General features: G+C 71.9%; 23 protein-coding genes and 1 pseudogene. 11 read left to right on the forward strand and 13 right to left on the reverse strand.

The window, feature by feature from the left end:
• Positions 1 to 76 precede the first annotated feature (76 nt).
• The 4 genes and pseudogenes from ACFU5K_RS07385 to ACFU5K_RS07400 all read left to right on the forward strand — a co-directional run bounded on the left by ACFU5K_RS07385 (position 77) and on the right by ACFU5K_RS07400 (position 3,058).
• Positions 77 to 1,573, forward strand: coding sequence for a bifunctional phosphatase PAP2/diacylglycerol kinase family protein (locus tag ACFU5K_RS07385; protein WP_384057887.1), 1,497 nt, complete (start codon positions 77 to 79; stop codon positions 1,571 to 1,573).
• 102 nt (positions 1,574 to 1,675) lie between these two features.
• Positions 1,676 to 1,965 (forward strand): annotated as a pseudogene (locus ACFU5K_RS07390) (SAM-dependent methyltransferase); the annotation flags it as partial.
• Positions 1,966 to 2,118: 153 nt separating this feature from the next.
• Positions 2,119 to 2,472 (forward strand): VOC family protein, encoded by a 354-nt coding sequence (locus ACFU5K_RS07395; protein ID WP_384057889.1) that lies wholly within the window; start codon positions 2,119 to 2,121, stop codon positions 2,470 to 2,472.
• A 130-nt stretch (positions 2,473 to 2,602) separates the two neighbouring features.
• On the forward strand, positions 2,603 to 3,058 hold the full coding sequence (locus ACFU5K_RS07400; protein WP_384057890.1) for an SRPBCC family protein: 456 nt from the start codon (positions 2,603 to 2,605) through the stop codon (positions 3,056 to 3,058).
• A gap of 20 nt (positions 3,059 to 3,078) precedes the next feature.
• Here the strand turns inward: ACFU5K_RS07400 and ACFU5K_RS07405 are convergent, their stop codons facing one another.
• The 8 genes from ACFU5K_RS07405 to ACFU5K_RS07440 form a co-directional block, all read right to left on the reverse strand.
• Entirely contained in the window at positions 3,079 to 4,167 is a 1,089-nt protein-coding gene (locus ACFU5K_RS07405) for a glutamate--cysteine ligase (protein ID WP_384057891.1), read from the reverse strand.
• Positions 4,168 to 4,295: 128 nt separating this feature from the next.
• A complete protein-coding gene (locus tag ACFU5K_RS07410; RefSeq protein WP_384057893.1) occupies positions 4,296 to 4,526 on the reverse strand; it encodes a DUF1049 domain-containing protein in 231 nt (76 codons plus the stop codon).
• 114 nt (positions 4,527 to 4,640) lie between these two features.
• Positions 4,641 to 6,428 (reverse strand): CocE/NonD family hydrolase, encoded by a 1,788-nt coding sequence (locus ACFU5K_RS07415; RefSeq protein ID WP_384057894.1) that lies wholly within the window; start codon positions 6,426 to 6,428, stop codon positions 4,641 to 4,643.
• Positions 6,429 to 6,601: 173 nt separating this feature from the next.
• A complete protein-coding gene (locus ACFU5K_RS07420; RefSeq protein WP_384057895.1) occupies positions 6,602 to 7,546 on the reverse strand; it encodes an LD-carboxypeptidase in 945 nt (314 codons plus the stop codon).
• The gene (locus tag ACFU5K_RS07425) at positions 7,543 to 9,543 is read right to left on the reverse strand and encodes a S9 family peptidase (RefSeq protein WP_384057897.1); all 2,001 of its coding nucleotides are present in this window, start codon (positions 9,541 to 9,543) and stop codon (positions 7,543 to 7,545) included. The genes ACFU5K_RS07420 and ACFU5K_RS07425 overlap by 4 nt, the downstream gene beginning before the upstream one ends.
• 22 nt (positions 9,544 to 9,565) lie before the next feature.
• The gene (locus tag ACFU5K_RS07430; protein WP_384057898.1) at positions 9,566 to 10,909 is read right to left on the reverse strand and encodes a M20/M25/M40 family metallo-hydrolase; all 1,344 of its coding nucleotides are present in this window, start codon (positions 10,907 to 10,909) and stop codon (positions 9,566 to 9,568) included.
• Positions 10,902 to 11,735, reverse strand: coding sequence for a M55 family metallopeptidase (locus ACFU5K_RS07435; protein WP_384057899.1), 834 nt, complete (start codon positions 11,733 to 11,735; stop codon positions 10,902 to 10,904). The genes ACFU5K_RS07430 and ACFU5K_RS07435 overlap by 8 nt, the downstream gene beginning before the upstream one ends.
• Before the next feature lie 213 nt (positions 11,736 to 11,948).
• The gene (locus tag ACFU5K_RS07440) at positions 11,949 to 12,950 is read right to left on the reverse strand and encodes an aldo/keto reductase (protein ID WP_384057901.1); all 1,002 of its coding nucleotides are present in this window, start codon (positions 12,948 to 12,950) and stop codon (positions 11,949 to 11,951) included.
• A 125-nt stretch (positions 12,951 to 13,075) separates the two neighbouring features.
• Here ACFU5K_RS07440 and ACFU5K_RS07445 point away from each other — a divergent pair, with 125 nt between their 5' ends.
• Complete coding sequence (locus ACFU5K_RS07445) at positions 13,076 to 13,972, forward strand: LysR family transcriptional regulator (RefSeq protein WP_384057903.1); 897 nt, start codon at positions 13,076 to 13,078, stop codon at positions 13,970 to 13,972.
• Between the two features lie 103 nt (positions 13,973 to 14,075).
• Here ACFU5K_RS07445 and ACFU5K_RS07450 read toward each other — a convergent pair whose 3' ends face one another.
• The 3 genes from ACFU5K_RS07450 to ACFU5K_RS07460 all read right to left on the reverse strand — a co-directional run bounded on the left by ACFU5K_RS07450 (position 14,076) and on the right by ACFU5K_RS07460 (position 17,794).
• Complete coding sequence (locus ACFU5K_RS07450; RefSeq protein WP_384057905.1) at positions 14,076 to 16,547, reverse strand: MFS transporter; 2,472 nt, start codon at positions 16,545 to 16,547, stop codon at positions 14,076 to 14,078.
• Between the two features lie 199 nt (positions 16,548 to 16,746).
• Positions 16,747 to 17,190: an SRPBCC family protein gene (locus tag ACFU5K_RS07455; protein WP_384057907.1), complete on the reverse strand. Its 444-nt coding sequence runs from the start codon at positions 17,188 to 17,190 to the stop codon at positions 16,747 to 16,749.
• A gap of 217 nt (positions 17,191 to 17,407) precedes the next feature.
• On the reverse strand, positions 17,408 to 17,794 hold the full coding sequence (locus ACFU5K_RS07460; protein WP_384057909.1) for a VOC family protein: 387 nt from the start codon (positions 17,792 to 17,794) through the stop codon (positions 17,408 to 17,410).
• A gap of 467 nt (positions 17,795 to 18,261) precedes the next feature.
• Here ACFU5K_RS07460 and ACFU5K_RS07465 point away from each other — a divergent pair, with 467 nt between their 5' ends.
• From ACFU5K_RS07465 to ACFU5K_RS07475, 3 genes are all read left to right on the forward strand, one after another.
• A complete protein-coding gene (locus ACFU5K_RS07465; protein ID WP_384057911.1) occupies positions 18,262 to 19,854 on the forward strand; it encodes an alpha/beta hydrolase in 1,593 nt (530 codons plus the stop codon).
• A 266-nt stretch (positions 19,855 to 20,120) separates the two neighbouring features.
• Positions 20,121 to 20,291: a hypothetical protein gene (locus ACFU5K_RS07470; protein ID WP_384057913.1), complete on the forward strand. Its 171-nt coding sequence runs from the start codon at positions 20,121 to 20,123 to the stop codon at positions 20,289 to 20,291.
• 407 nt (positions 20,292 to 20,698) lie between these two features.
• Positions 20,699 to 21,283, forward strand: a complete 585-nt coding sequence (locus tag ACFU5K_RS07475; RefSeq protein WP_384057914.1) for a GNAT family N-acetyltransferase — start codon at positions 20,699 to 20,701, stop codon at positions 21,281 to 21,283.
• A gap of 303 nt (positions 21,284 to 21,586) precedes the next feature.
• Here ACFU5K_RS07475 and ACFU5K_RS07480 read toward each other — a convergent pair whose 3' ends face one another.
• Positions 21,587 to 22,159 carry an adenylosuccinate lyase gene (locus tag ACFU5K_RS07480; RefSeq protein WP_384057916.1) on the reverse strand — a complete coding sequence of 191 codons (573 nt, stop codon included), beginning with the start codon at positions 22,157 to 22,159 and terminating at the stop codon, positions 21,587 to 21,589.
• A 343-nt stretch (positions 22,160 to 22,502) separates the two neighbouring features.
• Here ACFU5K_RS07480 and ACFU5K_RS07485 point away from each other — a divergent pair, with 343 nt between their 5' ends.
• Positions 22,503 to 24,284, forward strand: a complete 1,782-nt coding sequence (locus ACFU5K_RS07485) for a 3-hydroxyacyl-CoA dehydrogenase family protein (protein ID WP_384057963.1) — start codon at positions 22,503 to 22,505, stop codon at positions 24,282 to 24,284.
• 91 nt (positions 24,285 to 24,375) lie between these two features.
• The gene (locus ACFU5K_RS07490) at positions 24,376 to 25,203 is read left to right on the forward strand and encodes a TetR family transcriptional regulator (RefSeq protein WP_384057918.1); all 828 of its coding nucleotides are present in this window, start codon (positions 24,376 to 24,378) and stop codon (positions 25,201 to 25,203) included.
• A 44-nt stretch (positions 25,204 to 25,247) separates the two neighbouring features.
• Here ACFU5K_RS07490 and ACFU5K_RS07495 read toward each other — a convergent pair whose 3' ends face one another.
• Positions 25,248 to 26,006 (reverse strand): restriction endonuclease, encoded by a 759-nt coding sequence (locus tag ACFU5K_RS07495; RefSeq protein WP_384057919.1) that lies wholly within the window; start codon positions 26,004 to 26,006, stop codon positions 25,248 to 25,250.
• Positions 26,007 to 26,130: 124 nt separating this feature from the next.
• Between ACFU5K_RS07495 and ACFU5K_RS07500 the strand changes: the two genes are divergently transcribed.
• On the forward strand, positions 26,131 to 26,922 hold the full coding sequence (locus tag ACFU5K_RS07500; RefSeq protein WP_384057920.1) for a GNAT family N-acetyltransferase: 792 nt from the start codon (positions 26,131 to 26,133) through the stop codon (positions 26,920 to 26,922).
• Positions 26,923 to 26,993: the final 71 nt, after the last annotated feature.

A 26,993-nucleotide genomic window follows, 5' to 3' on the forward strand; every position in this document is an offset into this window, starting at 1 on the left:
GATTCGGCCGTATCCGACGGGCGGCCGTGTGCGTGCCTCCTGGTTCACGGCCCGGTCGCAGGGTATTCGCTGTCCCATGTCGACATCGAGCAGCTTCCCCTCCTCCGGCGGCTGGCGGGCCTGGTTCCACCAGCGCGACCTCGCCGCTTTCCAGCGCGTGGCCGACCGGCACTGGCCGGGCGCCGAGCCTGTGCTGCCGCGCCTGAGCCGCAGTGCCAACCACGGCCTGCTGTGGTTCGGGGCCGCCGCGGGCATGGCGGCACTGGGCGGCAGCGCCCGGTCCCGCAGGGCGGCGCTGCGCGGGGTCGCCTCGCTGGCCCTCGCCTCCGCCGCCATCAACACCGTGGGCAAGGGGGCGGTCCGCAGGGAACGCCCGATAGTGGATCTGGTTCCGGTCATCCGGCAGCTGAAGCGGCAGCCGTACACCACGTCCTTCCCGTCGGGGCATGCGGCGTCCGCCGCGGCCTTCGCCACGGGGGTGGCGCTCGAGTCGAAGGGCTGGGGCGCCGTCGTCGCACCGGTGGCGGCCGCCGTGGCCGCCTCCCGCGTCTACACGGGGGTCCACTATCCGAGCGATGTGGTGGCAGGCGCGGCGCTGGGCGTAGGGGCCGCGTTCGCGCTGCGGGGGGTCGTACCGACCCGTGGGCAGCTGCCCGCGCCCGGCAGACCGCCGGCCGAGGCCCCTGCCCTGCCCGCCGGACAGGACCTGGTGGTCGTGGTGAACCGCGAGTCCGGCTCGGCGACCGCCGCGGCGGCCGTGATCCGCGACGCCCTCCCGCTCGCGGCGACGGTGGAGTGCGCACCGGCCGACCTGTCGGGGTGCCTGGAGAAGGCCGCGGAGCAGGGCAAGGCCCTGGGGGTGTGCGGAGGCGACGGCACGGTCAACATGGCGGCGGCCGTCGCCGCGACCCACGGCGTGCCTCTCGCCGTGTTCCCCGGCGGCACCCTCAACCACTTCGCCTACGACCTCGGCATCGAGACGGTGCAGGACACCGTCACGGCGCTCACCGCCGGTGACGCGGTCCGGGTCGACCTGGGCCGCTTCAGGCCGGGCCCGCAGGGGCCGGGCGGGGCCCCCGGGTACTTCCTCAACGCCTTCAGCCTGGGCGTCTATCCCGAGCTCGTCCGGACCCGGGAGCGCTGGTCGCCCCGGATCGGCGGCTGGCCGGCGGGCGTTCTGGCGGCCTTCGAGGTGCTGCGCGGCTCACGCCCGCTGACCGCCGAATTCCACGGGAAGCGGCGGCCGCTATGGCTGCTCTTCGTCGGCAACGGGCTGTTCCAGAGGGTGGGCCCCAACCCCGGCCGCCGGCACAACCTGGCGGACGGCCTGCTCGACGTACGCGTCGTGCACGGCGGCTGGACCCCCGGGCTCCGACTGCTCGCGGCGGCGTTCGCCGGACCCCTGTCCCGTTCGCCCGTCCACGCGGCCGTACGCCGTCGCCGGGTGCGGATCTCGGGCCTCGCACCGGGAACTCCGTACGCCTTCGACGGCGAAGTGGCCCACTCCGGTGCGGAGTTGATGATCGACAAGCTGCCCGAGGCGCTCACCGTGTACTGCCCCATGCCGATCTGACGTCGGATCGCATCGTGAGACGCATACCTCAGGATGCGACACCGCGACGTACGGTCGTCCCCGTCGCCCGCGAACGCCGCCCGAGAGAGGACGTAGTGCCATGCCCGAGGAAATGCGCCGCCCGACGCGGGACGACGGCTGCTCTCCTGGGCCCGCCGGGCCGGCTTCACCGACATCACTCCGACGGCCGCCGCCTGGTGCTTCGCCACCCCCGGGAACCGCGCCTGGTGGAGCGGTCTGTGGGCCGACCGTACGACGGCGTCGCGCTACGGGGAGCTGGCGGTGGACGGCGGGCACGCGAGCCGGAGCAGCTGGCCGCCGTCGCCCGGGCCTGGCGTGCCTGGGGTGAGGAGCCGGACGGATGGTTCATGGTGCCGCACGGCGAGATTCTCTCTGCCGGGTGTGATCCCGGGCGCGGACACGCACGGGCCGGGTCCCACAGGGCGGGTCCCCCGGCTCGGGTCCCACGGACCGGTTCCTGCGGGAACGCGGACCACCCGCCGAACCGGTCTCATGCCGCGGGGCCGGCAACTACCCTTGTGGGCATGGAGATCCTGGGAACCACGCTGCGTATCTGCGTCGACGACCTGGAGGCCTCGGTGGTCTTCTACGAAGGCCTGACCGGCACTCCGGCCCTGCGCTTCGAGCGCGGCGGGGTCTCGGTGGCCGCGATCGGCTGCTTCCTGCTGATGAGCGGTCCGGAGTCCGAACTGGAGGTGCTGCGCAAGGTCTCGGCGACGATCGCGGTCAAGGACGTCGACGAGGCACACGCGGCACTGAACCGGGTGGGCGCGAGGGTCATCGCCGGACCGGTGCCCACTCCGGCCGGACGCAATCTGATCGCTCTGCATCCGGACGGCTCGGTCTTCGAGTACGTCGACCGGAACGTACCCGCCTGACGACGGCCGCCCCGCCCCCTCGTCGGCCCCGCGCGCTCACGAGATGTGGACCGCGAACAGGCGGCGTAGCATCGCTGGAGACTTCGCCCGTCGTCCCCATCCGTCCCGATGTCCGAGCGCGGAGGCGTCCATGGCCGTTCGCCATCATCTGATCCACCATCCGCCCTCCGCCCTCTGGGCGGTCCTGGAGCAACCCGGCCTGTACTGCGCGTGGGTGGTGGGCACACACGACTCCCGCCCGCTGGAAGGGCGGTGGCCCGAAGTCGGCTCGTCCATCGAGTACACCCTGCGGCTCGGCCCGAAGGACTTCCGGGGCCGCACGACCGTGCGCCGCCTGGAGCGCCCGGGTGCGCTCGAACTGGAGGCGTACAGCGGCCCCCTGGGCACGGCCCGGATCGCGTTCGACATCCGGCCCTGGGGCGACGAGACGCTCGTGATACTGAACGAGCACCCCCTGCAGGGCCTCGGCGGCATCCTGCACAACGTCGTCGTCGACGCCGCACTCCAGATCCGGCACCGGGCGATGCTGGCGCGGCTGGGCGACGTGGTGGACGCACGGGCGAAGGGCCGCCGAGCGCCCGGGTGACCCGGAACCCGGGCTACGGGTCAGCCCCGCGTCCTGGCCGCGCACTCCGTCACCGCGGTACGCAGGCTGCCCGAGTCCGCCAGCAGGTCCCGCTGGATCCGCGCCCCGGTCCCTCGCGCCTCCACTGCCCGCAGGGCCTTCTCCGCCTGCCCGAGGTCGCCGCTGTCCTCCAGCGCGTCGCTCACATGGGCGAGCAGGGCGCGCGCCACCTCGGCCGCCGGAGCGGGGCGCATCGTGAGGGGGCTGAGCAGTGGCCCGTCCATGCCCGAGCGGCCTGCCTGCCAGGCGGCCATGCGGAGCACGCTCACGGCGACGGGGTCCGGCTCCCTGCCCGTCCGCCAGTCGCGTGCGGCCGTCTCGACGAGACCGCGCGCGAGCGTGGCCAGCAGCACGGTGTCGGCCGGGTCCAGGCACACGTCCGCGACCCGGATCTCCACCGTGGGATAGCGGTGCGAGAGCCGGGCGTCGAAGTAGATCATCCCCTCGTCGCGCAGCACCCCGGTGTCGATCAGCGCGCGAACCCTCTCGTGATAGGCGTCGGCGGAGCCGAACACCTCCACCGGCCCGGCGGACGGCCATCGCCCCCACACCCTGCTCCGGTAGCTGCCGTAGGAGGTGTCCTTCGCCTGCCAGAACGGGGAGTTCGCGCTGAGGGCGAGCAGGACCGGGAGCCAGGGGCGCATCCGGTCCAGTACGGCGACGCCTTCCTCGTCGGATTCCACCGACACGTGTACATGGCAGCCGCACGTCAGCTGTTCCTGTGCCGTCAGGCCGAACCGATCCGCCAGCCAGCGGTAGCGCTCGTCCTCCCCGATGGAGGGGCTCACCGGGAGCGGCGAGGTCGCCATCGCCGCCACGGCGGCCCCCGCGTCCGCCGCGCTGCGCGCCGCCTCGGCACGCGAGCGGCGTATCTCGTCCGCCACGTCCGCCATCGTGGCGCACGGCCGGGTGGCGAATTCCAGTTGATGGTCGTGGAGCTCGGACTCGAAGGCGGACTCCCCCTCGGCCCGCCGTTCGGCGAGGGCCAGCACCGCCGTCGACAGCGCCTGCGGCTCACCGCTCTCCGCATCCACGAGCAGGAGCTCTTCCTCGACACCGACAGTCCGCACGTCCGCTCCCTTTTCGCCGCCCGCTCCCCGTTCACACCGGCGAGTACCCCGGGGGCTCCCCTTCAAGTGTGCGCCGTGGAAGTGCGTGACGGGCGTGCCGGCCGGGGGCTCAGGTCCGGGGGCCGGGTCTACCGGCGGGCCCTCCTGCGGAAGTAGTAGGCCCCGCAGAGCAGCCCCGCGACGAAGACCCCGAGCAGCGCCGCCCAGAGCGGCATCGTGACCTCCGGGATGATCACGCGGATGGTGACCTCGTCCGTGTTCACACAGATGAAGACGAGGGCCAGCACCGCGAGCACGGTGACGGCGACACGGGCGGGCGTGAACGCCCCGGTGCCGCCGGATACGTCCTTGGGGCTCATGTGCGGCCCTTTCGCTGGGTCCTGGGTCCAGGGGCCGGGAGCGGTGGTCCCCGGACCCCAGGATGCATGCCTCCCGGGTCCGGTGAGCGGCGGAGCGGGCCGTACGGGTGAGCGTCAGCCGACGACGGGGAGCTCCAGGACCCCGGTGTCCTGGGGAGCGCTGACGACGGTGACGGGCTTGATGCCGCGGTTGCCGAAGTAGGCGTCGTCGCTCGCGGCGATCACGAACCGCAGCCGGTGCCCGGTCCCGTACCGGTGCACGATCCCGGGCAGCTCCACCGTGAAGGGGCGGGTGACGTCCGGGACGCGTACCGGCGCGACCAGGCGGTTCACGAGCTTCTGGGTCCCGTCCGGCGCCACGTCGTAGACCTTCGCGAACAGCACGAGCCTGTCAGCGGCGTCACCGCTTCCCTGGGCCCGCTCCGCCGTGGGCGAAACGACCTTCAGCGTGGCCCTCGGAGCGCCGACCACATCGAGCGGGGCTGTCAGTGGCGAGCCGGTCCAGTCGAGGTAGGTGCCCTTGATGTCGTACGGTGCCCGGTCGGACAGGCCGATCAGCCCGGCCAGGGAGCTTTCGGAGTGGCTGCTCGGCAGGAGCCAGTTGGTGTACTTGCGGCTCCCCCGGACGACCTTCGCGCGGCTGTCCACCAGGGCGCCGTCGCCGGAGAGGTACATCGTGCGGGATGTGCCGGGCACGGCCGCCGCGGTGCCGTAGCCGTCCGCCCAGTCCCGGTAGTAGGCGAACTCGGGTCCCGTCGCGGTGGAGCCGTCGTGCCGGAGGTAGCGGTCGAACCAGGCCAGGATCCGCTGTCCGACGTAGCTGGTCTCCAGGTTGCCGGTGGCGAGGTCGAGTTCGCCGGGCACCGCTCCGCCGCTGTGGCCCCAGGCCTGCCAGATCATCTTCGTCGTCGTGCCCCGCTCCTTCAGGGCGCGGTAGGTGGCGGTGGCCTCGTTGAGGTTGAACAGGCTGTCGGCCTGGCCCTGCACGAGCAGGGTCGGCGCCGTGACGCCTGACAGGTAGGAGACCGGTGAGACGCTCCGCGCGTACGTCAGCATCTCCCGGGTCGCGGCGGCCGGGTAGCGGCCGGAGTTCAGGAGGCGGATGGTGTCGCACGCCCGCGCGGCGAAGTGCAGGCAGGCGGGACTGCCGAACCGGGACGGGTCGAGGCTGGGCACCAGCAGCGGCTGCCCTTCGCCCATGAGGTAGAAGCCGTTGGTCCACTGCCACTTGAACACACCGGGGGTGTCGGACGAGACGCCCCTGGTCGCCCCGGCCGCGTTGGGTGCGAGTGAGTGGGCCAGGTCGTTCCAGGTGATCAGCGGGACGAGCGCGTCCACGCGGTCGTCGGCGGATGCGGTGGCCAGCTGGACCGCTCCGCCGTACGAGCCGCCGATCATGCCTACCACGGGGTCGCCCGGCGCGTCCGTGGTGACGTAGTCGGCCCTGGTCCCGTCGTCGGCGGCCCGGGTCCCGGCGAGGAAGTCGACGAGGCCGGAGGCCGCTCTGCCGTCGATCGCGGGGTCGTCCAGCGTGATGAGGCAGCCGGACCTGCCGAAGCCCAGGCCGGAGTAGACGAGGCCGACGTAGCCGCGTTCGGCGAAGGCCCTGCCGATGACGTCGGTCGAGCCGTCGGACTTGCTGCCGCCGAATCCGTTGGTGGCGAGGACCGCCGGCGCCGGGTGCTCCGCGTCGACCCCTGCGGGGCGGTAGAGGTCGGCGTCCACGGTGCAGGTGCGGCCGCCCGCCCGGACCGTGAACTCCAGCGGGGTGACCGTGTACCGGTCCGCCGCCGATGCCACGGGGGCAGCGGTCAGGGCCAGTGGGGCGAGCAGCGCCGCCCCGGCGAGCAAGGTGAGTGGACGGCGGAATCTGGACACGGCACGCGACACATGGACCTCCACACCGAGGACACCTTACCGACCGGTAAGTACCGGGCCCGGCCCATGCTGTGACACGGCTCATACCGATGTCAACGCACTGGGACGGGGTTTCACAGGATGATTTCGCTTCCGCCGGGCGGGACCGGGGCCGGGTCCCCACCGACGGCGCGGCGCCGACGTAGGGCGACGTCGCGTCAGACCAGTGCGGGGACCTGCACGGTGAGCGTGCAACGGCCGCCGTCGGCAGGCGCGTCGAGCACGGCCGGCACACCGAACGGGACGGTCAGCGCGGTGGGGCTGTGGCCGAAGCCCAGCTCCTCGACCACCGGCACGCCGAGCCCGCCGAGCCGGTCGGCGAGTACCGCCCGCACCTGTTCGTACGGCCCGCAGTCCTCCCACGATCCGCAGGCCACGCCCGATATCCCGTCCAGTGCCCCCATGCGCAGCAGCCGCGTCAGGATGCCGTCGATGCGGTACGCGTCCTCGGTGATGTCCTCGATCATGAGCAGGCCGCCGCGGGCGGACGTCCGGGCTCCGGGGGTACGCGCGTCGGCGGCGAGCAGGCTCACGCAGCCGCCGTAGGTGACGCCCCGGGCATGGCCGGGGACCAGTGCGGCCGCCCCGTGAAGACCCAGGGTGCGCACCGATTCGGGCTCGAAGAGCGTGGACCGCAAGCTCTCCCGGGTGGCCTCGTCCTTCAGGAACACCTCGGTGGCGACCATAGGTCCGTGCAGGGTCGAGAACCCGGCACGCACGGCGAACGCCTCGTGCAGGACGGTGATGTCGCTGTAACCGACGAAGGCCTTGGGCCCGGCGGCCCGGATCGCCGGCCAGTCCAGGAGATCGACCATGCGGTGGGCGCCGTACCCTCCGCGGGCGCAGAGCACGGCGTCGACGGACGGGTCGCACCATGCCTCCTGGAGGTCGCGGGCACGGTGCTCGTCCGTGCCCGCGAGGTGGCCGAGCTCGGGGTGCGTGTCGAGTACGTGGGGGGCCACCACGGGGTCGAGGTCCCAGCCGCGCAGCAGATCGAGGCCGCGCTCGAGCCGGTCGGCCGGCACGGGCCCGCTGGGGGCGACGACGGCGACCCGGGCTCCGGGCCTCAGCCGCGCCGCACGGGCGAGCGGTTCCAGGGTCACGGTTTCAGCTCCAGCAGCGGCACGTCGGGGAGGTCGATGCCGAACGTCTGTGCGTAGAGGGAGAGTTCCGCCTCCAGTGCGCGCCTCACGGTGTCGGCACGCCGGAAGCCGTGGCTCTCGCCCTCGAAGGCGAGGTAGGCGTGGGGAACCCCGCGGCCTTCGACCGCCGCGAGGAAGCGGTCGCACTGGGCGGGCGGGCAGATCGGGTCGTCGAGCCCCTGGAGCAGGACGAACGGGGCGGTGAGACCGTCGACCCGGTTGACGGGCGAACGCTCGCGGTAGCGCTCCGGCACCTCGGCGTACGGGCCCACGAGCGATTCGAGGTACCGCGACTCGAAGTCGTGCGTCTCGCCGGTCGCCCAGCCCTCCAGGTCGAGGATCGGGTAGCTGATGGCCCCGCAGGCGTACACGTCCGTCTGCGTGAGGGACGCGGCGGCCGTCCATCCCCCCGCGCTGCCGCCCCGGATGGCGAGCCGGTCACGGTGCGCCGAGCCCTCCTCGGCCAGTCCCAGGGCGACGGCGGCGCAGTCCTCGACGTCCACCACACCCCACTGCTCGCGGAGCCGTTCACGGTAGGCGCGTCCGTATCCGGTCGATCCCCCGTAGTTGACCTCGGCGACTCCGAAGCCCCGGGAGGTGAAGTAGGCGATCTCCAGGTCGAGCACGAGCGGGGAACGGCCGGTGGGGCCACCGTGCGCCCAGATCACGTAAGGCGGCGGCTCGCCCTCGGGACCCGTGCGCTCGGGGTGGCGCGGGGGGTACACGTGGGCGTGGATCTCCCGGCCGCCCGGCCCCGTGAAGGTGCGGATCACGGGCTCGGGGCAGTAGGCGGGGTCGACCGCGTCCTGATGCGCCGAACCGATGGTCCGGGTGTGGCCGGTGGCGGTGTCCAGCTCGACCACCTCGTACGACGTGTGAGGGCTCGCCGCGATGCCGATGACCCGGGTGTCCTGCACGGCGAGCGTCTCGGCCCACGCGGTCCAGGGGCCCACGGCGTCGACCAGTTCGCGGGTCTCGGGATCGAGGACCCCTAGCGCGGTGGTGCCCCGGCCGTGGATGACGGCGATCAGGCCGTTGTCCAGCAGCCGGAACCAGCGCAGGCCGATCCTCCACAACGGACCGCCGAACTCCTCGTCGTGCACGGCGCAGAGCCGGGTGCTGGGCACGACGCCGCCAGCCGCGGCGTCCGGCCTGATGCGCTGGAGCTCCCACCAGCCCCCGAGGTCCGAGACGAAGACCAGCGAGCCGTCCCGGTCCCACTCCACCTGGACGACCGACTCGTCCGTGTCCCCGACGAGGGGGCGCACCCCGGTGAAGGCACCCTCCGGTGTGACCTCGGCGCACATCACGACGGTGCCGTCCCACGGCATCTCCGGATGGTCCCAGGCGATCCAGGCGACGCGCCGGCCGTCGTGCGACAGCCTGGGCCCGGTGACGAACCTGTGCCGGCCGTCACTGAGTTCACGCACCGCGGCACGGTCGTCCGCCGCCGATCCGTCGAGCGGCACCGCGGCGATCACCCGGCGTACGTCGGTGGGCTTTTCGCCGGTGAACTCCTCCAGCACGCACCACACCTCACCGCGGTCGAGGTGCACCTCGGGGTCCACCCAGCGCAGCCCCTCGCCAGTGTCCGACACCGGCGTGAGCGGCCTCGGCCCACCGTGGCCGTCCGGCTCATAGGCGTACAGCCGCTGGTCGGCGTGGTGGACGAAGACGACCAGCGGTCCGCCCTCGTCGCGTGCCGTACCGGCCCACGGGGTGCCGCCGTACTCGATCACGCGGCTGCGCGGGTTCCACGGTGCTGGGAGCACGGACTCGGTGCCGCCGTCGGCCCGGCGGCGCACGAGCGCCCGGCGGCCGCCCTCGGCCGGGCGCGGTTCCGTCCACCAGACCTCGTCGCCGACGGTGCCGACGAACTCGGGCTTGCCGTCGTGCGAGGCGGCGAGTGCCGCGTCGATCGGTGACGGCCACGTGCCGTACGCCGCTGTGGTCACCATGTGGATTTCCCCCCGTAGTCGGTCAGGCGTTGCGCAGGAAGTGGTCCAGGACCCGGACGCCGAAGTGCAGGGCTTCGACGGGGACCCGCTCGTCGACTCCGTGGAACAGCGCCTGGTAGTCGAAGCCGACGGGCAGCTTCAGCGGTGAGAAGCCGTAGCCGGTGATGCCGAGCCGGGAGAACTGCTTGGCGTCCGTACCGCCCGACATGCAGAACGGGACGACATGGGCGCCCGGGTCGAACAGTTCGAGCGCGGCCCGCATCTTGGCGTACGTAGGTGAGTCGACCGGCGCCTGGAGGGCGACCTCCTCGTGGGCGAACTCCCACGTCACACCCGGTCCGGTCAGCCGGTCGAGGGTCTCGCGGAACTCGTCCTCGCCGCCGGGCACCATGCGCCCGTCGATGTGGGCGGTGGCATGTCCGGGGATCACGTTGACCTTGTAACCGGCGTCCAGCATCGTCGGGTTGCTGCTGTTGCGTATGGTCGGCTCGATCAGAGCGGCGGCCGGGCCGAGCTTGCCCAGGAGTTCGTCCACGTCGAAGCCGGGCGCGTCGGGGTCGACACGGATGTGGTGCAGCGCGGCGATCTCGACGAGTGCCGCGCGTACGGTCGGGGTGAGCCGCACCGGCCACTCGTGCTCGCCGATGCGGGCGACGGCGGCCGCGAGGGCGCTGACGGCGTTGGACCTGTTGACCTTCGAACCGTGGCCGGCCTTGCCCTCGGCGGTCAGCTTCAGCCAGCCCGTCCCGCGCTCGCCCGCCGCGACCGGGTAGAGCGCCAGGCCCGGACCCGCGTGGAAGGTGAAGGCGCCGGACTCGCTGATGCCCTCGGTGCAGCCTTCGAAGAGCTCGGCGTGCCGGTCCGCGAGGAACCCGGCCCCGTCGTTCGCGCTGGCCTCCTCGTCGGCCGTGTAGGCGATGACGATGTCACGGCGCGGGCGGACACCGGCGCGGGCCCAGGCCCGGACGACGGAGAGGACCATCGCGTCCATGTTCTTCATGTCGACGGCGCCGCGTCCCCACACGACACCGTCGCGCACCTCGCCGGAGAAGGGGTGGACCGACCAGTCGGCGGCCTCGGCGGGCACCACGTCGAGGTGTCCGTGCACGAGCAGGGCGTCGGCCGACGGGTCGGTACCCTCGATCCGGGCGACCACGTTCGTCCGGCCCGGTGTGCGCTCCAGGAGAGCGGGCTCCAGCCCCGCGTCGGCCAGCCGTTCGGCGACGTACTCGGCGGCCGGGCGCTCCCGGCAGGTGCCGTCCCCGCGGTTGGTGGTGTCGATCCGGATCAGCTCGGAGGTGAACCTCACCGATTCGTCGAGCGCCTGCTCGTCGACCGGTCCGTCCGGGGTGCCCGTCTCAGCCATACTGTTCCTCCACGGCGGCCGACACGATCGTCGTCACCGCCTTGAACGTGCGAATTCCTTCGTACATCGTCCCGCTGGTATAGGCGACGCGCCGCTCGCCGCTCGGCGCCACGCCGGGGACCACGGTCGCGGCCGCCGCCAGGTGCTCGGCGTCGAACTCCAGCTCCACCGTGCGGGGACCGCCGGTCACGGGTGCGTGGCGCACCGCGAGCGAGGTCGCACCCGCAGCCGCCGCCCGGATGTCGGCGGCGGTACGGGCCGGTGTGCGGCACACCGCCGCATACCGCGAGACATAGTCTTTCACGGCGACCTTGCGGGCCTCCGGGGCGTAGGTGTCCGCGTCCTCGCAGGTCAGGTCGTCGCCGGTGACGAGGATGACCGGGACACCGTACTCGGCGGCCACGTGCGCGTTGAGCAGTCCCTCGCTCGCGCGAACGCCGTCCAGCCAGACCCCGGTGATGGAGTTGGCGAGGTAGGTGTGGGCGAGCACGCCCTCCGTGCCGGCGCCCGTGTGGTAGCCGACGAAGGCGACCGCGTCGACGTCCCCGTGCTGGATGCCCTCGACCATCGAGAGGGACTTGTGTCTGCCGGTGATCATCTGGACGCGCTCGTCGAGCCGTTCCAGGAGCAGGTTGCGCATGGTCCAGTGGGCCTCGTTGACGAGCACCTCGTCGGCCCCGCCGTCGAAGAAGCCGAGGGCCGCCGCGTTCACGTCGGAGGTGAACATCGACCGGCACCGCTCCCACTGCGGTGTGCCGGGCAGCACGTCGGCCGGCCACGTCACTCCGGTGGCGCCCTCCATGTCGGCGCTGACGAGGATCTTCACGGTGCGCGGTCCTGTCGCTGGTCGGTCGGTCCTCCGCCCGTCTCCGGGAAGAGGATCTTCGTGCCGCATCACGGTACGCGCCGCAGCAGCACCGGACCAGAGCCTTCGTGATCTGTCACTGGTCCAGTCCGGTGACGGTCGTCCGGACGGCGGGCGCCGGACCGTGACAGCCGTCCGCCTCCGCTCGGTGCACGGCGGCGGACGGCTCCTGGATCAGGGGCGGGAGGTGCTCTTGAGGAGCTGCTCGATACGGGCGAGCTCGTCGTCGCCGAACTCCGGGTTGCGGAGGGCCTCGACGCTGTTCTCCAGCTGGGCGACGCTGCTGGCGCCGACGACGGCGGAGGTGACCCGGCCGCCGCGCAGCACCCAGGCCAGTGCCATCTGGGCCAGGGACTGGCCGCGCTCGCGCGCCACCTCGTTCAGCTCGCCGAGCCGGGCGACCAGGTCCGGGGTGACGGCCTCGGCCGAGAGGAAGGGGCTGGTGCCCGCCGCGCGCGAACCCTCGGGGATTCCGCGCAGGTAGCGGTCGGACAGGATGCCCTGCTCCAGGGGCGAGTAGGCGATGGAGCCGGTCCCCAGCTCGTCCAGGGCGTCCAGCAGTCCGTCCTCGACCCAGCGGTCCAGCATGGAGTAGCGCGGCTGGTGGATCAGGAGAGGGGTGCCGAGCTCGCCAAGGATGCGGGCGGCCTCGCAGGTCTGCTCGGCCGAGTAGTTGGAGATGCCGGCGTACAGCGCCTTGCCCTGGCGGACCGCGGTGTCGAGGGCGCCCATCGTCTCCTCGAGCGGCGTGTCGGGGTCGAAGCGGTGCGAGTAGTAGATGTCGACGTAGTCGAGGCCGAGCCGGGTGAGGCTCTGGTCGAGCGAGGCGCGCAGGTTCTTGCGGGATCCCCACTCCCCGTACGGCCCCTCCCACATGTGGTAGCCCGCCTTGGTCGAGACGACGATCTCGTCCCGCAGGCCCGCGAAGTCCGTCTTCAGGGCGCGGCCCATGGCGATCTCGGCCGAGCCGGGCGGGGGGCCGTAGTTGTTCGCCAGGTCGAAGTGGGTGATGCCCAGGTCGAAGGCCCTGCGCAGGATCGCGCCCTGGCCCTCGGGCGTCCGGTCGCCTCCGAAGTTGTGCCAGAGCCCGAGCGAGAGCGCCGGCAGCAGCAGGCCGCTGCGCCCGGTGCGCCGGTAGGGCATGGAGGAATAGCGGTCGGCGGACGGAAGGTACATGCGGGCACTCCACGGGACATGACGTCGGCGCGCCAGGTCTGGTGCGCGTGCTCCAGCCTTGCGCAGAATGATCCAGCGGTCCAACAGGAGATTCCGCTGGGATTCATCGATTACATTGCTCAATCATGGAACTGCGTCAGCTGGAGCACTTCGTCGCCGTCGCCGAGGAACAGCACTTCACCCGCGCGGCCGAGCGACTGGCCGTCTCCCAGTCCGGGCTGTCCGCGTCCGTCCGGGCTCTGGAACAGGAGCTGAGGGCGCCCCTGTTCAGCCGCACGACACGCTCGGTCCGGCTGACCGAGGCCGGGCAGGCACTCCTCGTCGAGGCTGAGCGCACGCTGGCGGGCGCACGGGCCGCGCGGGACGCCGTCGACGCCGTACGGGGGCTGCTGCGCGGCACGCTCACCCTCGGGGTTGAGCAGTGCGTGGCCGGGGTGAGTCCCGCACGGCTGCTGGCAGCGTTCCGCCGGGAGCATCCGCACATGGAGATCCGGCTCAGGCAGGAGGGCACGTCCAGCCTGCTGGAAGGGGTCGCGGGCGGCAGGCTGGACCTGGCGTTCGCCGCCACGGTCAGCCCGCCGGAGTGGCGGGGCGACCTCGTACCGCTGGCGCGGGAGCCGATGATCGTCCTGTGTGCTCCTGGGCACCGGCTGGCCGCGAAGGGGACACAGGCGGTCGCCTGGAGCGCCCTGGACGGCGAGTCGTTCATCGACTTCCACCCGGACTGGGGGCCGAGACGGGCGGCGGACGAGGCCTTCGCCACGGCGGGGGTGCGCCGCACGGTGGCACTGGAGGTAAGCGATGTGCACAGCCTGTTGGAGCTGGTGCACCAGGGGCTGGGAATCGCCGTCGTGCCACACCACTTCTCCCGGAAACCCGAGGCGCGGGGCCTGGTCACCGTGGAGGTCGACGGCGCGCAGCCTGCGGTGTACCGGAGCGTGGTCGTGCTGCCGCCCGCCGGGACGATGAGCCCGGGAGCCCGGGCGCTGATGGCGCTGGTCCGCGAGGCACCGGTGCGCTGACGGGAATCCGCCCCGCGCCCTTGGTCCCCGCCCGGCCGGCCGCGTGGTCCGCAGCGGCGGGTGTGCGCGCCTTCCGCACACCCGCCCCCGCGGGAGCCGGAGTTCAGTCCTCGTGCCCCAGCTGCAGATCGCGTTCCGTACGTCCGCCCCCCGGGAGTTGCAGCACGGTGGCCACCGGCGGGTATCCGGCGGCGATCACGGTGTACTCGCCCGTGGACAGGTCCACGAAGCGGAACGCCCCGTCCGCACCTGTGGTGAGCGTGCCGGCCACGTTGCCCGCCGCGTCCAGCAGTGTGACCCTCGCGTCCTCGACGGCCCGGCCGCCGGGGGCCCGCACGATCCCGCGCAACACGGCGCCACCCGCCAGTTCGATGTCCTGCCGGGTCTCCCTGGCCGCCTGGACGCTCACCGGGAGCGCCGCGGGCCGGAACGCCGGGGCGCTGGCGGCCAGGGTGTACTCACCCGCCACCAGCTCGCTGATGACGTAGGCGCCCTCCCGCCCGGTGCGGGTGGTCGCGACGACTTCGCCGCGTACGTCGGTGAGGGTGACCGCCGCGTCGCGGACCGGTGCGCCGTCCGGTGTGAGCACGGCTCCGGCGAGCCGTCCGGCGCCCCCGAGCACCAGGTCGAGGTCCACCGGCCGCTCGCCCACCGTGACGCTGACGGCCTGCGGCTGGTGCCCGCCCGCCGCGGCGATGAGCACGTACGAGCCGGCGCCCGGGGCGCCCAGCGCGTACCGTCCGTCGTCGCCGCTCGCGCCCCGGCCGACCTGCTGCCCCTGAACGTCGATGAGGGTGAGCGCCGCGCGCCCCACCTTGGTGCCGTCGGAGTGCTGGACGTTCCCGCGGACCGGGATGCCCGGCAGCTGGCCCGGGGGCGGCGGGCCGGGGTCCGAGCGGGCCGCCGGGATCTCGGAGTGCGTCGCCGAGAGGTCCGCGGCTTGGGGGGTGTGGTGGGACACCAGCGGTTTCTCCTTGAGGAAGAAGGCGAGGAACAGGCCGAGCAGGAGCACCGGCACGAGGTACAGGAAGATGCGGGGCATCGCGTCGGCGTAGGCCCGGATGTACGCGTCGCGCAGCGCGGGTTCCATGGCGTGGACCAGTTGCGGGGTGATGGACTCCGCGTCGGGGAGGCCGGACCCGGAGGGGAGCCGCACGGCCAGTGCGTCGGCGAGCCTCCCCACGAAGAGGGTCCCGAAGACGGCCGCCCCGACGCTGCCGCCGATCTGGCGGAAGTAGTTGTTGGCGCTGGTGGCGCTGCCGAGGTCCGCGGGGCGTACCGAGTTCTGCACGGCGAGCACGAGCACAGGCATGACCAGGCCGATGCCGACGCCGAGCACCGCCTGCCAGATCCCGTACACGAACGCGGACGTACCGGTCTCCAGCCGGGAGAGCAGCCACATGCCCACGGCCGAGACCGCGCTGCCGAGCAGGGGGAAGATCCGGTAGCGGCCGGTCCTGGAGATGAGCTGGCCGGAGACGATCGAGGCGCCCACGATGCCGCCCATCATGGGAAGCATCAGGAGACCGGACTCGGTGGCGCTGGCGCCCTCGACCATCTGCAGGTACGTCGGCAGGTAGCTGGCCGCACCGAAGAGTGCCACCCCGACGACCGCGCCCACCAGCGCCGTGACGTTGAAGACCGAGTCACGGAACAGCCGCAGCGGGATGACGGGTTCGGCCGCGCGGTGCTCGACGGCCACGAACAGCAGGGCCGATCCGACGGCCCCGGCGGCGAGCCCGAGGACGGTGCGCGAGCCCCAGGCGTACTCGGTTCCTCCCCAGCTGGTGAGGAGCACCAGACAGGTCGAGCCGGCGGCGAGCAGCAGCGCACCGAGGACGTCGAGCCGGGGGCGTACGGACGGCTTGGGGAGCTTCAGCACGAGGGCGATGACGGCGAGGGTGACCAGACCGAAAGGCACGTTGATGTAGAAGCACCAGCGCCAGGAGGTGTGGTCGGTGAAGAAGCCCCCGAGCAGAGGCCCCGCGACGGACGCGAGGCCGAAGACCGCCCCGATGAGCCCCATGTAGCGCCCGCGTTCGCGGGGCGGGACGATGTCGGCGATGATCGCCTGGACACCGATCATGAGCCCGCCGCCGCCGATGCCCTGGACCGCCCGGAAGGCGATGAGTTCGTCCATGGTGCGGGACCAGCCGGCAAGCGCGGAGCCGATGACGAAGACGACGATCGCGAACTGGAAGACCCCCTTGCGCCCGAAGAGGTCCCCGAGCTTCCCGTAGATCGGCAGACCGATCGTGGAGGCCAGCAGATAGGCGGTGACCGCCCAGGACATCTTGTCCAGCCCGTGCAGCTCGCCGACGATCTTCGGCAGTGCCGTGGCGACGATCATCTGGTCGAGCGCCGCGAGCAGCAGGGTGAGCATCAGCCCGAGGAAGACCATGCGGATCCGGCGGGGACTGATCCCACCGGCCGTCAGGGTGACGTCGGTGGCGGACGGCGGGGGAGGCAGGGCGTCGGTCCCGGCACCCTGCCCTGCGAACTCCGCCGCGATGCCGGCCGGTCCGCACTCGGTGCCTCCCGGCTCGTCCTTGACCAGCGTGATACCACCCACCACGTGACGCTCCCCTCGTCGCAGCTGCGCCGCCCATTTGTCGCATCAGGCGGCAAGGCGGGGCAAACGCGACCGGGCGCACTCACGGCGCACGCAGAGGGCTTATGCGCCGGTGGGAGGCACTACGGCGCACAACCGGCCTCCCCGGAAAACCACTCGTTCCGGTGAGGCCGGCGCGGCGCCAACAGCAGGAGGAGCAGGCCTACTTCTCGACCTCGGCGGCCAGGTTCTGCAGCACCTCGTCGTAGATCCGGCCGAGCCCCTTGGGCGCGAACGTCCGCTCGAAGAACCCGCCGATGCCACCGGCACCGTTCCACACGGTCGACACGACGGCCTTGGAACTGCCCTCACCGGCCGGGGTCACCGTCCAGGTGGTAACCATCGAGGAGTTGCGGTCCTTCTCCACCAACTGCCCGTCGGTGGGCTCGGTGACCTCGAGCAGGCAGTCGCGGACCCGCTTGCTCGTGGCCTGGAGCTTCCAGCGCACGAGCGTGCCCTCGCCGTCGCCGCCTTCACGCACCTCGTACTCGCTGAAGTGCCCGGTCAGCACCTTGCCCCGGACCTCCTTGTAGTCGGCGAGCGCATCGAACACCGTCTCTGCGTCCGCCGCGATGATCCGCTCTGTCGTGGCCTCGACCTGCGCCATGCCTGCTCCTCCAGCACTCGGGTGTTCGGGGTGCTGATGAGCCAATCACCTCGGGTACGAGCCCTCAAAATCGGGCCCCGGGCGGAACCGGGTGTGCATGGGTAGGGAAACCGGCGAAGTCCGGCCCGCGCAGGCCGGGTTCGCGAAGCCCGGGGCGTTATCGCCCGGTCTCGGGCGGGCGGCTGGAAGCGGGTGCGGCGCGGTGTGCGGCCACCACTCAGGGGCATCGTGCCGCGAGGACGCAGAACTCGTTCCCCTCCGGGTCGGCGAGCACGACCCAGCTCTCGTCACCCTGTCCCACGTCGGAGCGCCGGGCGCCCAGGCCGAGCAGGCGGTGCACCTCGTCACCCTGCTCCCTGTCGGCCGGGCTGACGTCGAGATGGAGCCGGTTCTTTACGGTCTTGCCCTCGGGCACGCGCGCGAAGGTGAGCGTCGGCGGCACCGGGCCGAGGCGCTCTTCGCCTCCGGGCGCCGCCGGCGGCCCGATGGTGACGAGTCCGTCACCCGTGTCGCGCACCTCGTAGGCAAGGACCGCGCACCAGAACCGGGCGAGGGCGCCGGGATCGGCGCAGTCGATGCCGAGCTCGGTGAACTTGCTGGTCATATCGGGACCTCCGGGTCGGGTGACGTGTTGGCCGGAGCGCACGCCGATCAGGGCGCCCGACGGAGGGCCGTGCCGCGCGGCGAGCCCGGTGTGCGACTGCCCACGTCCGGCCACACACGATCAAGGGAACACAGATTCTATTCTCGGCGCAGCACTACCGAGGAGGCGGCCATGCGCTGGGAAAATCTGGCAGAGAAAACCACGGGAACAGGGCAATGCCGCGCTCCTCGCCGCCGAGTTCGGGATCGGACCAGCCGACCGGGGAGGCGCCCGCCGGCCCGGCACCCCGGACGCGCCGGAGGCCCTCACGGACGGTCCCACCCGGCTGACCCTGCTCCGACCTCACCCGTCTCCCTGCCCGAACGGGTCAACTCATGGCGTCACGTGTCCTTCCTCGGCCGGATCCGGGAAGCATGCGGCCGGGGCTGTGCCACCCACAGCCGCATCGCACTGTGCCGGGAGGCCGTATGACGAAACGTGCAGGAATTCTGGTCGCGGTGGGTGCCACGGTCGCCGGCCTGGTGACCGCGGCCCCGTCGACCGCGTCGACGCCGTCCACCGGGGCGGGCGGGGCCGTCCCGCGCGCGGCCGCGCCCCTCAAGTGGAAGGGCTGCGGGACGAAGGCGTATCCGGCCCTGCAGTGCGCGACCGTCCACTCCCTGCTGGACCATGACAACCCGTCGGGCAGGCGGATCACGCTCGCCCTCTCGCGCATCCCGCACACCGCGAAGACCTCGCAAGGTCCGCTCCTGGTCAACCCGGGCGGTCCCGGCGGCAGCGGTCTCTCCATGGCGGGCTTCGTCGCGGCCTCGCTGCCCAAGGCCGTCGCCGCGCAGTACGACGTGATCGGGTTCGACCCGCGCGGGGTCGGGAAGAGCACCCCCGCCCTGGACTGCCTGCCGAAGTACTTCGCCCCGGTGCGCCCCGACAGCGTGCCGGACTCCGACGAGGCCGAGCAGACCGCACGCAACAGGGCCGCTTCCTTCGCCACCGCCTGCGGCGAGAAACACGGCGACCTGCTGCCGTACATGGACACCGTCAGCGCCGCCAAGGACCTCGACGTCATCCGCGGCGCTCTCGGCGCGAAGCGGATCAACTACTTCGGCTACTCGTACGGCACCTACCTCGGCGCGGTCTACGCCAAGCTCTTCCCGGAGCGCGTGCGCCGCCTGGTGCTGGACTCGGTCGTCGACCCGGACGGCGTCTGGTACGAGGACAACCTGGGCCAGGACCACGCGTTCGACGCCCGCCACAAGGCCTTCGCCGCCTGGGTCGCGAAGAACGACGCCGTCTACGGCCTCGGCAGCGACCCGGCCCAGGTCGAGAGCGCGTGGTACTGGATGCGCGACGCGGTCAAGGAGCACCCCGCGGCGGGCAAGGTCGGTCCGGGTGAGCTCGAGGACACCTTCATGCCCGGTGGCTACTACGACGGTTACTGGCCTCGTCTGGCCGAGGCGTTCGCCGCGTACGTGAACGACGGCGACCAGGACGCACTCGCCACCGCGTACGAGGACTTCGGCGCGGTGGACCGGAGCGGCGACAACGGCTACTCCGTCTACACGGCCGTGCAGTGCCGCGACGCGGGCTGGCCCCGGGCCTGGAGCGCGTGGCGCGACGACACCTGGGACGCCCACCGCAAGTCGCCGTTCATGTCGTGGAACAACACCTGGTACAACGCCCCGTGCGCCACCTGGCCGGTGGAACCGCTGGAGCCCCTGCGGGTCACCAACGACAGGATCCCGCCGGCCCTCCTCTTCCAGGCGACGGACGACGCGGCCACCCCGTACGAGGGCGGTGTCACGATGAGCCGCCGGCTCAAGGGCTCCCGCCTCGTCGTGGAACAGGGCGGCGGCAACCACGGCATCACGCTCAGCGGCAACGACTGCCTGGACAAGTACCTGACGGACTATCTGACCGACGGGACCCTCCCGAAGGGCGGCGGCAGCGGCGCGGACGCGGTCTGCGACGCCCTGCCGGAGCCGAAGGCGGTCGCGTCCACGAAGGCCCCGGCCGGCACGAAGGGCAGCACCTTGCACGGCCTGCTCGGCTTCCGCGGCTGAGAAACCACGATGCCCCGTGCCGGGGGTGTACGCCAGGATGGGCCGTGTGATCACACGGCCCGTCCACGCGCACGGCGTGCACATACGCGACGTGACTAACGACCTCTGCCGATCGCCACGTGCCACAGAGAGCCGGGGATCTCCAGCGTTGAGCGGCCAATCTCGACGGGAGAGCACAGCAACGCCCACGCCTTTCCCATGTGCGTACCCGAACCCGCAGGCTGAAGTACGTTGAGTTCCATCGGCGACCGAGAGGACTGTAGGGCATGCGGATCGTCATGTACCGCGAAGGCATCCACCGCACCGCATATCACGTCAACGGCGAGTGCCCGGCCTTGACGGGGAAGCGGGACACCGTCGACAAGTGGGCGGCTGCGCCAGAGGATGAGGCGCGGGAGAAGCTGGGGCTTGAACCCTGCTCGCGCTGCGGTGCCTGACCGCTCGGCGTACGCGGAGGCTCACGGCGATGTCGATGGGCACAGCCGACCTCTCCTGCACCACCGCCGCGGCACGTCGTGCTTTCCACAACTCCGCCCGCCAATGCGATCGGGCCGACAGACTGGAACGGGACGATAGCGGTCGCGGTACGAGGGGCATCTGGTGCTTCCGTCCCCGTTGTAAATCAGTCGTCCAGGGGCCTGGGGCCCGACACGATACGGTCATGACTAGCGATCTCTTGCTTGACCGGGCCCGGGAGCTGTGGACACAGCTGGCGGTGACGCCAGTGGAGTTCTCCTCCTCGGACGGGGCGAACGTTGTGGTATCGCCCAGCTCGCGACTGTGCCCGCCGTTGTGGACAGGGGTCGTCGTCCTCGGCGGAGCCGGCATTGTCACCGTGCCGAGCGTGCAGGTCGCCAAGCTGATGATGGCCGCTTCAAGCACGCTGTCCGACGAGGAACTCGTCGACGAGGACCGCTTGCGTGATGTGTTGCCCGTCCTCGACGTACTTGGTCCTGCGTCCCTCTTCTATCTCGACCGCTCCGACTTCCTGCCCACGGAAGGAGGCGCCGCTGTCGGCGCTGTCGTGGAGGCGGTGTGCGGCGACGACGAGATGTCCGCACTCCTGGCCCGTGCAGGTGAAGAGGACGCAGGGGAAGCCGGCTTGGATGACATCACCTCGCCCGCATTCGTCCTTCGCGGGGGTGACGGCGTGGTTGCCGCGGCCGGCTATCAGGTCTGGCCGAAGTCGGTGGCTCACCTGAGTGTGCTCGTAGCGCCGGGGCATCGAGGCCGAGGGCTGGCGCTGGCCGTGGCGTCTGCGGCGGTAGCGCATGCGCTTGATGCCAGGCTGCTTCCGCAGTGGAGAGCGCGGCCGCATCCGTCAAAGCGTGTGGCACGTGCGCTGGGCTTCCAGGAGCTAGGTTCCCAGCTCAGCGTTCGCCTCGGCGATGCGGTCTCACCGGCCAAGGACGGTGAGACCGCCCCCTGAACCCGGCGAGGTGATTCAGTGCACCGTAGAGTCGGCGATCTGGGCTTCGAGGTCGGCCATGCGACGGCCTGCGCACAAGGTCATTGACGAAGAACTGCACTGTCGCGTCCGTCGCGAAACCCGTCACCTATGTTGCCGCGCTCAACGTCCCGCGCCATAGATACAGCGCGTGCCGGACCGTCTCCCGGCTCCGGGTTGCGTTCCCGTACGGCCGCGACCCGACATCGCACATGGATGCCATGGACCCGTCGGAACCCTGCCGCGGGACAACCGCCCTGGGCCCCCAACAGCCTGCCCGCTCCCTCAGCCCGCCGGAAGCCGGTTGAGGGCTGCTGCCGCCGCCGTGCCGAGGCGCGGGTGCGGCAGCGCCGCCTCCAGTACCGGGCGGGCCCTTCCGTCCTCCAGGACCCCCAGGCCCTCGACGCAGGCGAGGGCGACGCGCCAGTGCGGCTCGTCGGGGGTGAGCAGCCGGCGCAGGGTGCTGACCAGGGCGGGCACCGACTCGGGCGCCCGCAGGGCGGTCAGCAGCCGGATCGGGTGCAGGGCATAGGCGGTCCGCATGTTGTTGGTCGCGAGTGCGGCCGCCGCCCTGGGTGTCCGGGGGTCGCCGAGGAGCCGCAGCGCGTGCGCGGCGGATACGCAGCGCTCGGGATCGCGGTGGTTGAGGAGGAGGACCAGCGCCTCGAAGGCCCGGCGGTCGCCGCCGCAGCCGAGCCGGAACGCCGCGATCTCGCGGGCCCACAGCGGGCGTTCACGCTCCACGAGGACCCGGGCCAGCTCCTCGTGGTCCTCGGTGGCGAGCAGCAGGCGCAAGGCCTCCGACTCCCCCGCCTCGCCCGCGATCCGGTCCGTCAGCGAGCGGAACTCCTCATCCATGACACTGAGTTTAGCTGTGCACACGCAACGTGTCCGTCGAACTGTGTGCCAGTGCGCAGCCGGTCAGGACTGGCGCGCTCGTTACTCGCAAGTTAGGCTCAGGTGAGCGGGACACACCCGCCGGCTCCGGTGGCCTGGTGACGCAGCCACCCGGAGTGCTTGTCGGTTCGGCAGTTCGTGAGACGTGGCTCCGGGACAGAGCCCGTCACCTTTCCCCCCGGTGCGCGCGAGCGCCCGGGACCGTGCACCACGACACGCGATTTCCGCACACCGAGCGCCGGTCGATCCCGACCACTCGCGCCGCCGTGCTCCTCACAGTCGTCACTCACCCTGGAGTCCCATGATGGACATCCCCCTCAGCACCATTGCCGTCGTCGGCCTCGGCACCATGGGAACCGGCATCGCCGAGGTCCTGGCCCGGGCGGGCCGCGAAGTCATCGGTATCGACATCAGCGAAGCCGCCGCGCGTCAGGCCGTCGCCTCCCTGGAGGCCTCCACCGCGCGCGCCGTGAGCCGCGGGCGGATCACGGAACAGGAGCGGCGCGACATCCTGTCCCGCTTCCGCACCTTCTCCGATCTGCAGGCGGCCGCGAACGCGGAGCTGGTGATCGAGGTCGTGCCGGAGACGTACGAGATCAAGCAGCAGGTCTTCCGGGATCTGGACGCGGTGGTCTCCCCCGCCGCGATTCTGGCGACGGGCACGAACGCGCTGTCGGTGACCCGGCTGGCGGCCGAGTCGCAGCACCCCGAGCGCGTCCTCGGTCTGCACTTCTTCAACCCCGCGCCCGCGATGAAGCTCGTCGAGGTGGTCTCCTCCGTGCTGACCGCCCCGCCCGCCGTGGAGAGCGTCACCCGGCTCGCGCGTGAACTGGGCAAGGAACCGGTCGCGGTCGGGGACCGCCCGGGATTCGTCGCGGACGGCCTGCTCTTCGGCTATCTGAACCAGGCCGCCGCGATGTACGAGGCGAACTACGCCTCCCGTGAGGACATCGACGCGGCCATGAAGTTGGGCTGCGGTCTGCCCATGGGCCCGCTGGCGCTGCTCGACCTCATCGGCATCGACACGGCCCGTACGGTCCTGGAGGCCATGTACGCGGCCTCTCACGACCGGCTGCACGCCCCGGCACCGGTGCTGGGCCAGCTGAGCGAGGCGGGACTGACCGGGCGCAAGGCGGGACGCGGCTTCTACACGTACGACGTACCCGGTGGCCAGACCGTGGTGCCGGACGCCTTGACTCCGGCGGGCAGCGCGGGCGCCGTCGCCGGGCGCGAGGTCGCCTCCGTGGGTGTGGCCGGTTCGGGCACGATGGCCTCGGGCATCGCGGAGGTCTTCGCCAAGGCGGGATACTCCGTGGTCATCGCCGCGCGGAGCCAGGAGAAGGCCGACACGGCCAAGGCGCGGATCGCCAAGTCCCTGGGGCGTTCGGTGGCCAAGGGGCGGCTGAGCAAAGGGGTCAGGGACGAGACGCTCGCCCGGATCACCGCGTCGGGCTCGCTGGACTCCTTCGCCGACGTCGACCTCGCGGTCGAGGCGGTCGCCGAGGACCTGGAGATCAAGCGTCAGCTCTTCCAGACCCTGGACAAGGTCTGCAAGCCGGGCGCGGTGCTGGCGACGACCACGTCGTCCCTGCCGGTCGTGGCGGTCGCGAGGGTGACCTCGCGGCCCGAGGACGTCATCGGGATGCACTTCTTCAACCCGGCGCCCGCGATGAAGCTCGTCGAAGTGGTCCGCACGGTGCTGACCGCGGACGACGTGCACGCCACGGTCCGCGAGGTCTGCCTGAAGGTGCGCAAGCACCCGGTGGACTGCGGCGACCGGGCCGGTTTCATCGTGAACGCGCTGCTGTTCCCCTATCTCAACAACGCGATCAAGATGGTCGAGGAGCACTACGCGACGCTCGACGACATCGACGCGGCGATGAAGCTGGGCGGCGGTTACCCCATGGGGCCGTTCGAACTGCTCGATGTGGTCGGTCTGGACGTCTCGCTCGCGATCGAGAAGGTTCTGCACAGCGAGTTCCGCGACCCGGGGCTCGCCCCGGCGCCGCTGCTGGAGCACCTGGTGGCCGCGGGCTGCCTCGGACGCAAGACGGGGCGCGGCTTCCGCGAATATGCCCGGCGCTGAGCCGGTGACCAGGTGGGGCGGGTTGCTCGGGCCCTCGGGCGACCCGCCCCCGCGGGCGCACTCCCCCGCGGCGATGGGTTACGTTCACACCATGTCCCAACCCGCCAAGTCCCCCCGTTCCTCCGCCGCGACGGACGCCCGGGAGAGCGCCGCCGGCACCCGGGCCGCGGCCCAGCGGCTGAAGATGCGCCGCGAACTGGCTGCCGCGGCCATGGAACTCTTCTCCACGAAGGGGTACGAGGCGACGACGGTCGACGAGATCGCGGGGGCCGCCGGGGTGGCCCGGCGTACGTTCTTCCGCCACTTCCGCTCCAAGGAAGAGGCCATCTTCCCGGACCACGACGACACCCTCGTCAGGGCCGAGGCCGTCCTGAACGCCGCACCGGCGCACGAGCACCCGCTCGACACGGTGTGCCGGGGCATCAAAGAGGTCATGAAGATGTACGCGGCGAAGCCGGCCGTCTCCGTGGCCCGCTACAAGCTGACCCGTGAGGTGCCGACCCTCCGGGAGGCCGAGATCGCCTCGGTGGCCCGCTACGAGCGACTGTTCACCCGTTATCTGCTGGGCCATTTCGATGAGCGCGACCACCACGTCGGCAACGACGACCCCCTGCTCGCCGAGGTGGCCGCCTCCGCAGTGGTGACCGCGCACAACCATGTGCTGCGGCGCTGGCTGCGGGCCGGCGGCCAGGGCGACGTGGAGGCCCAGCTCGACCACGCGTTCGCGATCGTGCGCGACACCTTCGGTAGCGGGATCGGAGCGGGTCGCACGGTGGGCGCCGACACCGGGAAGACCTCCGCGGCAACCCCCGCGGCCTCGGTCTCGACGGAGGGTGAGGTCCTGGTGGCCGTGGCCCGGGTCGACGCACCGCTCGACGAGGTCATGCGCACCATCCAGAAGGCACTGAAGGCGCGCTGAGCGGCCCTCGCCCCGCCTCCCGGGGGCGCCCCGCAGGAGCGCCCTCACCCCACGGTCTCCGCGGCCGTCGGCACGTGCCAGGGCGGCGGCGCACTCCCCTCGCTCCATGCGGCGAGCCCGTCGAAGTCCACGCAGAGGATGCCGCACTGCTCGGCGTACTCCAGGGCGGGTTCGGTGAAGTCGCCGGTGGTGACGACCACGGCCGCCTCGGCCCCGTGCACCGCGTAGCAGGTACCCCCGAAGCGCTGGAGATCCTGCGAACCGACCTTGTTGTCGGCCGTGTACCTCTTGCACTGGACGACCAGGCGACGGCCGTCCGGAGTGGTGGCGATCACGTCCGCCCCGAGGTCACCGGCGCCTCCGACCACCTCGGCGTCCAGGCAGCCGTCGCGTCGGCAGAGTCCGGCGACGGCCTCCTCGAACTCGTAGGGATCCATGGCCGCGTAGTCGACCGGCAGGGCGCGTGGCAGCGGCTCGGTGACCGCGACGGGCTCGGCCGCGGCCTCCTCCTCCAGAGCGGCGTCCACGACCTCGTACGCGGCCTCCAGGGCCGCCGCCGCCGCATCGGCGGCCGTTCTCCGGCTCCGGCGTCTGCGCAGGAGGGCGACGGTCCACACGATCAGCAGAGCGGCCGGGAGGACCGCGACGACCGGGTGCCGCTCGGCGGCACGCAGGGCGGTGCGGACCGCCAGCCCCAGCCCGCACAGCAGGACGGCCAGGAGCGCGAACCCGAACGCCGTCCGCCGGACGTCGAATTCGCGTCCGCGACCCTTGTGGACGTGCCCCCGCACCCGTATCGCCATGTGTACCCACCCCTGCCCTCCGCGCCGACCAAGATCACTTACCACTGCCCCGTGTCCGCGCTTTGACGCAGCCGAGCGGAAAACCTGGTGGTCCGGGCTGGTGGAGACGTGCTCGGATGCCCCCATGGAATCCGATGAGATGCTGGCCCTGTTCGACCGCGAGATGCGCGAGCACGCCCGTCCCGAAGGTCCCGGCACACGGGTCGAGCGGGTGGGTGACGTCGTGCGGCAGACCGGCGGCGCCGACGACTGGAACGGCGTCGTGTGGATGGCCCCGGACCTCTCTCCCGGCCGGGCGTCGGCGGAGATCGCGGCACAGGTGGAGCACTACACCGCCCTGGGGCTCCCCGAGTTCGAGTGGAAGCTGTACGCGCACGACGGGCCGCCCGGCCTCGGCGGGCTCCTGTCGGCCGCCGGCTTCACCGCGGAGCCGCCGGAGGCCCTGCTGGTCGCACCGGTGGCGGAGCTGACCGCGCCCGTGACGCTCCCCGCGGGCCTGCGACTGCGGACGGTGACCGACGCGGCCGGGGTGGAGCTGATGGTCCGGGCCCATGAGCTGGCCTTCGGCACCGACGGTTCTCGGCTGCGCCACCAGACCCTGACCCGGCTCGCAGAGGCTCCGGACACTCTCGTCGCGGCGGTGGTGACGGCCGGCGACGAGCCGGTGAGTTCCGCCCGGATGGAGATGTACCCGGGCACGGGCTTCGCCGGACTCTGGGGAGGGGGTACGGCGGCCCCCTGGCGGGGCCGCGGTGTCTACCGCGCACTGGTCGCCCACCGGGCCCGGATCGCCGCGGAGCGCGGGTACCGGTTCCTGCAGGTCGACGCGACCGACCAGTCCGCGCCGATCCTCCGGCGGCTCGGGTTCACCGCCCTGGGCACGACGACGCCGTACGTGTACCGCACCACGCCGTAGGGCCGTCACCCACGGGATCAACCAGGCATACCGGCCATGATGTTGCTCATGCGTGCCTACGAGATGACAAC

Origin of the sequence: Streptomyces sp. NPDC057428 (assembly GCF_042803195.1) — a bacterium.
Classification (GTDB): domain Bacteria; phylum Actinomycetota; class Actinomycetes; order Streptomycetales; family Streptomycetaceae; genus Streptomyces.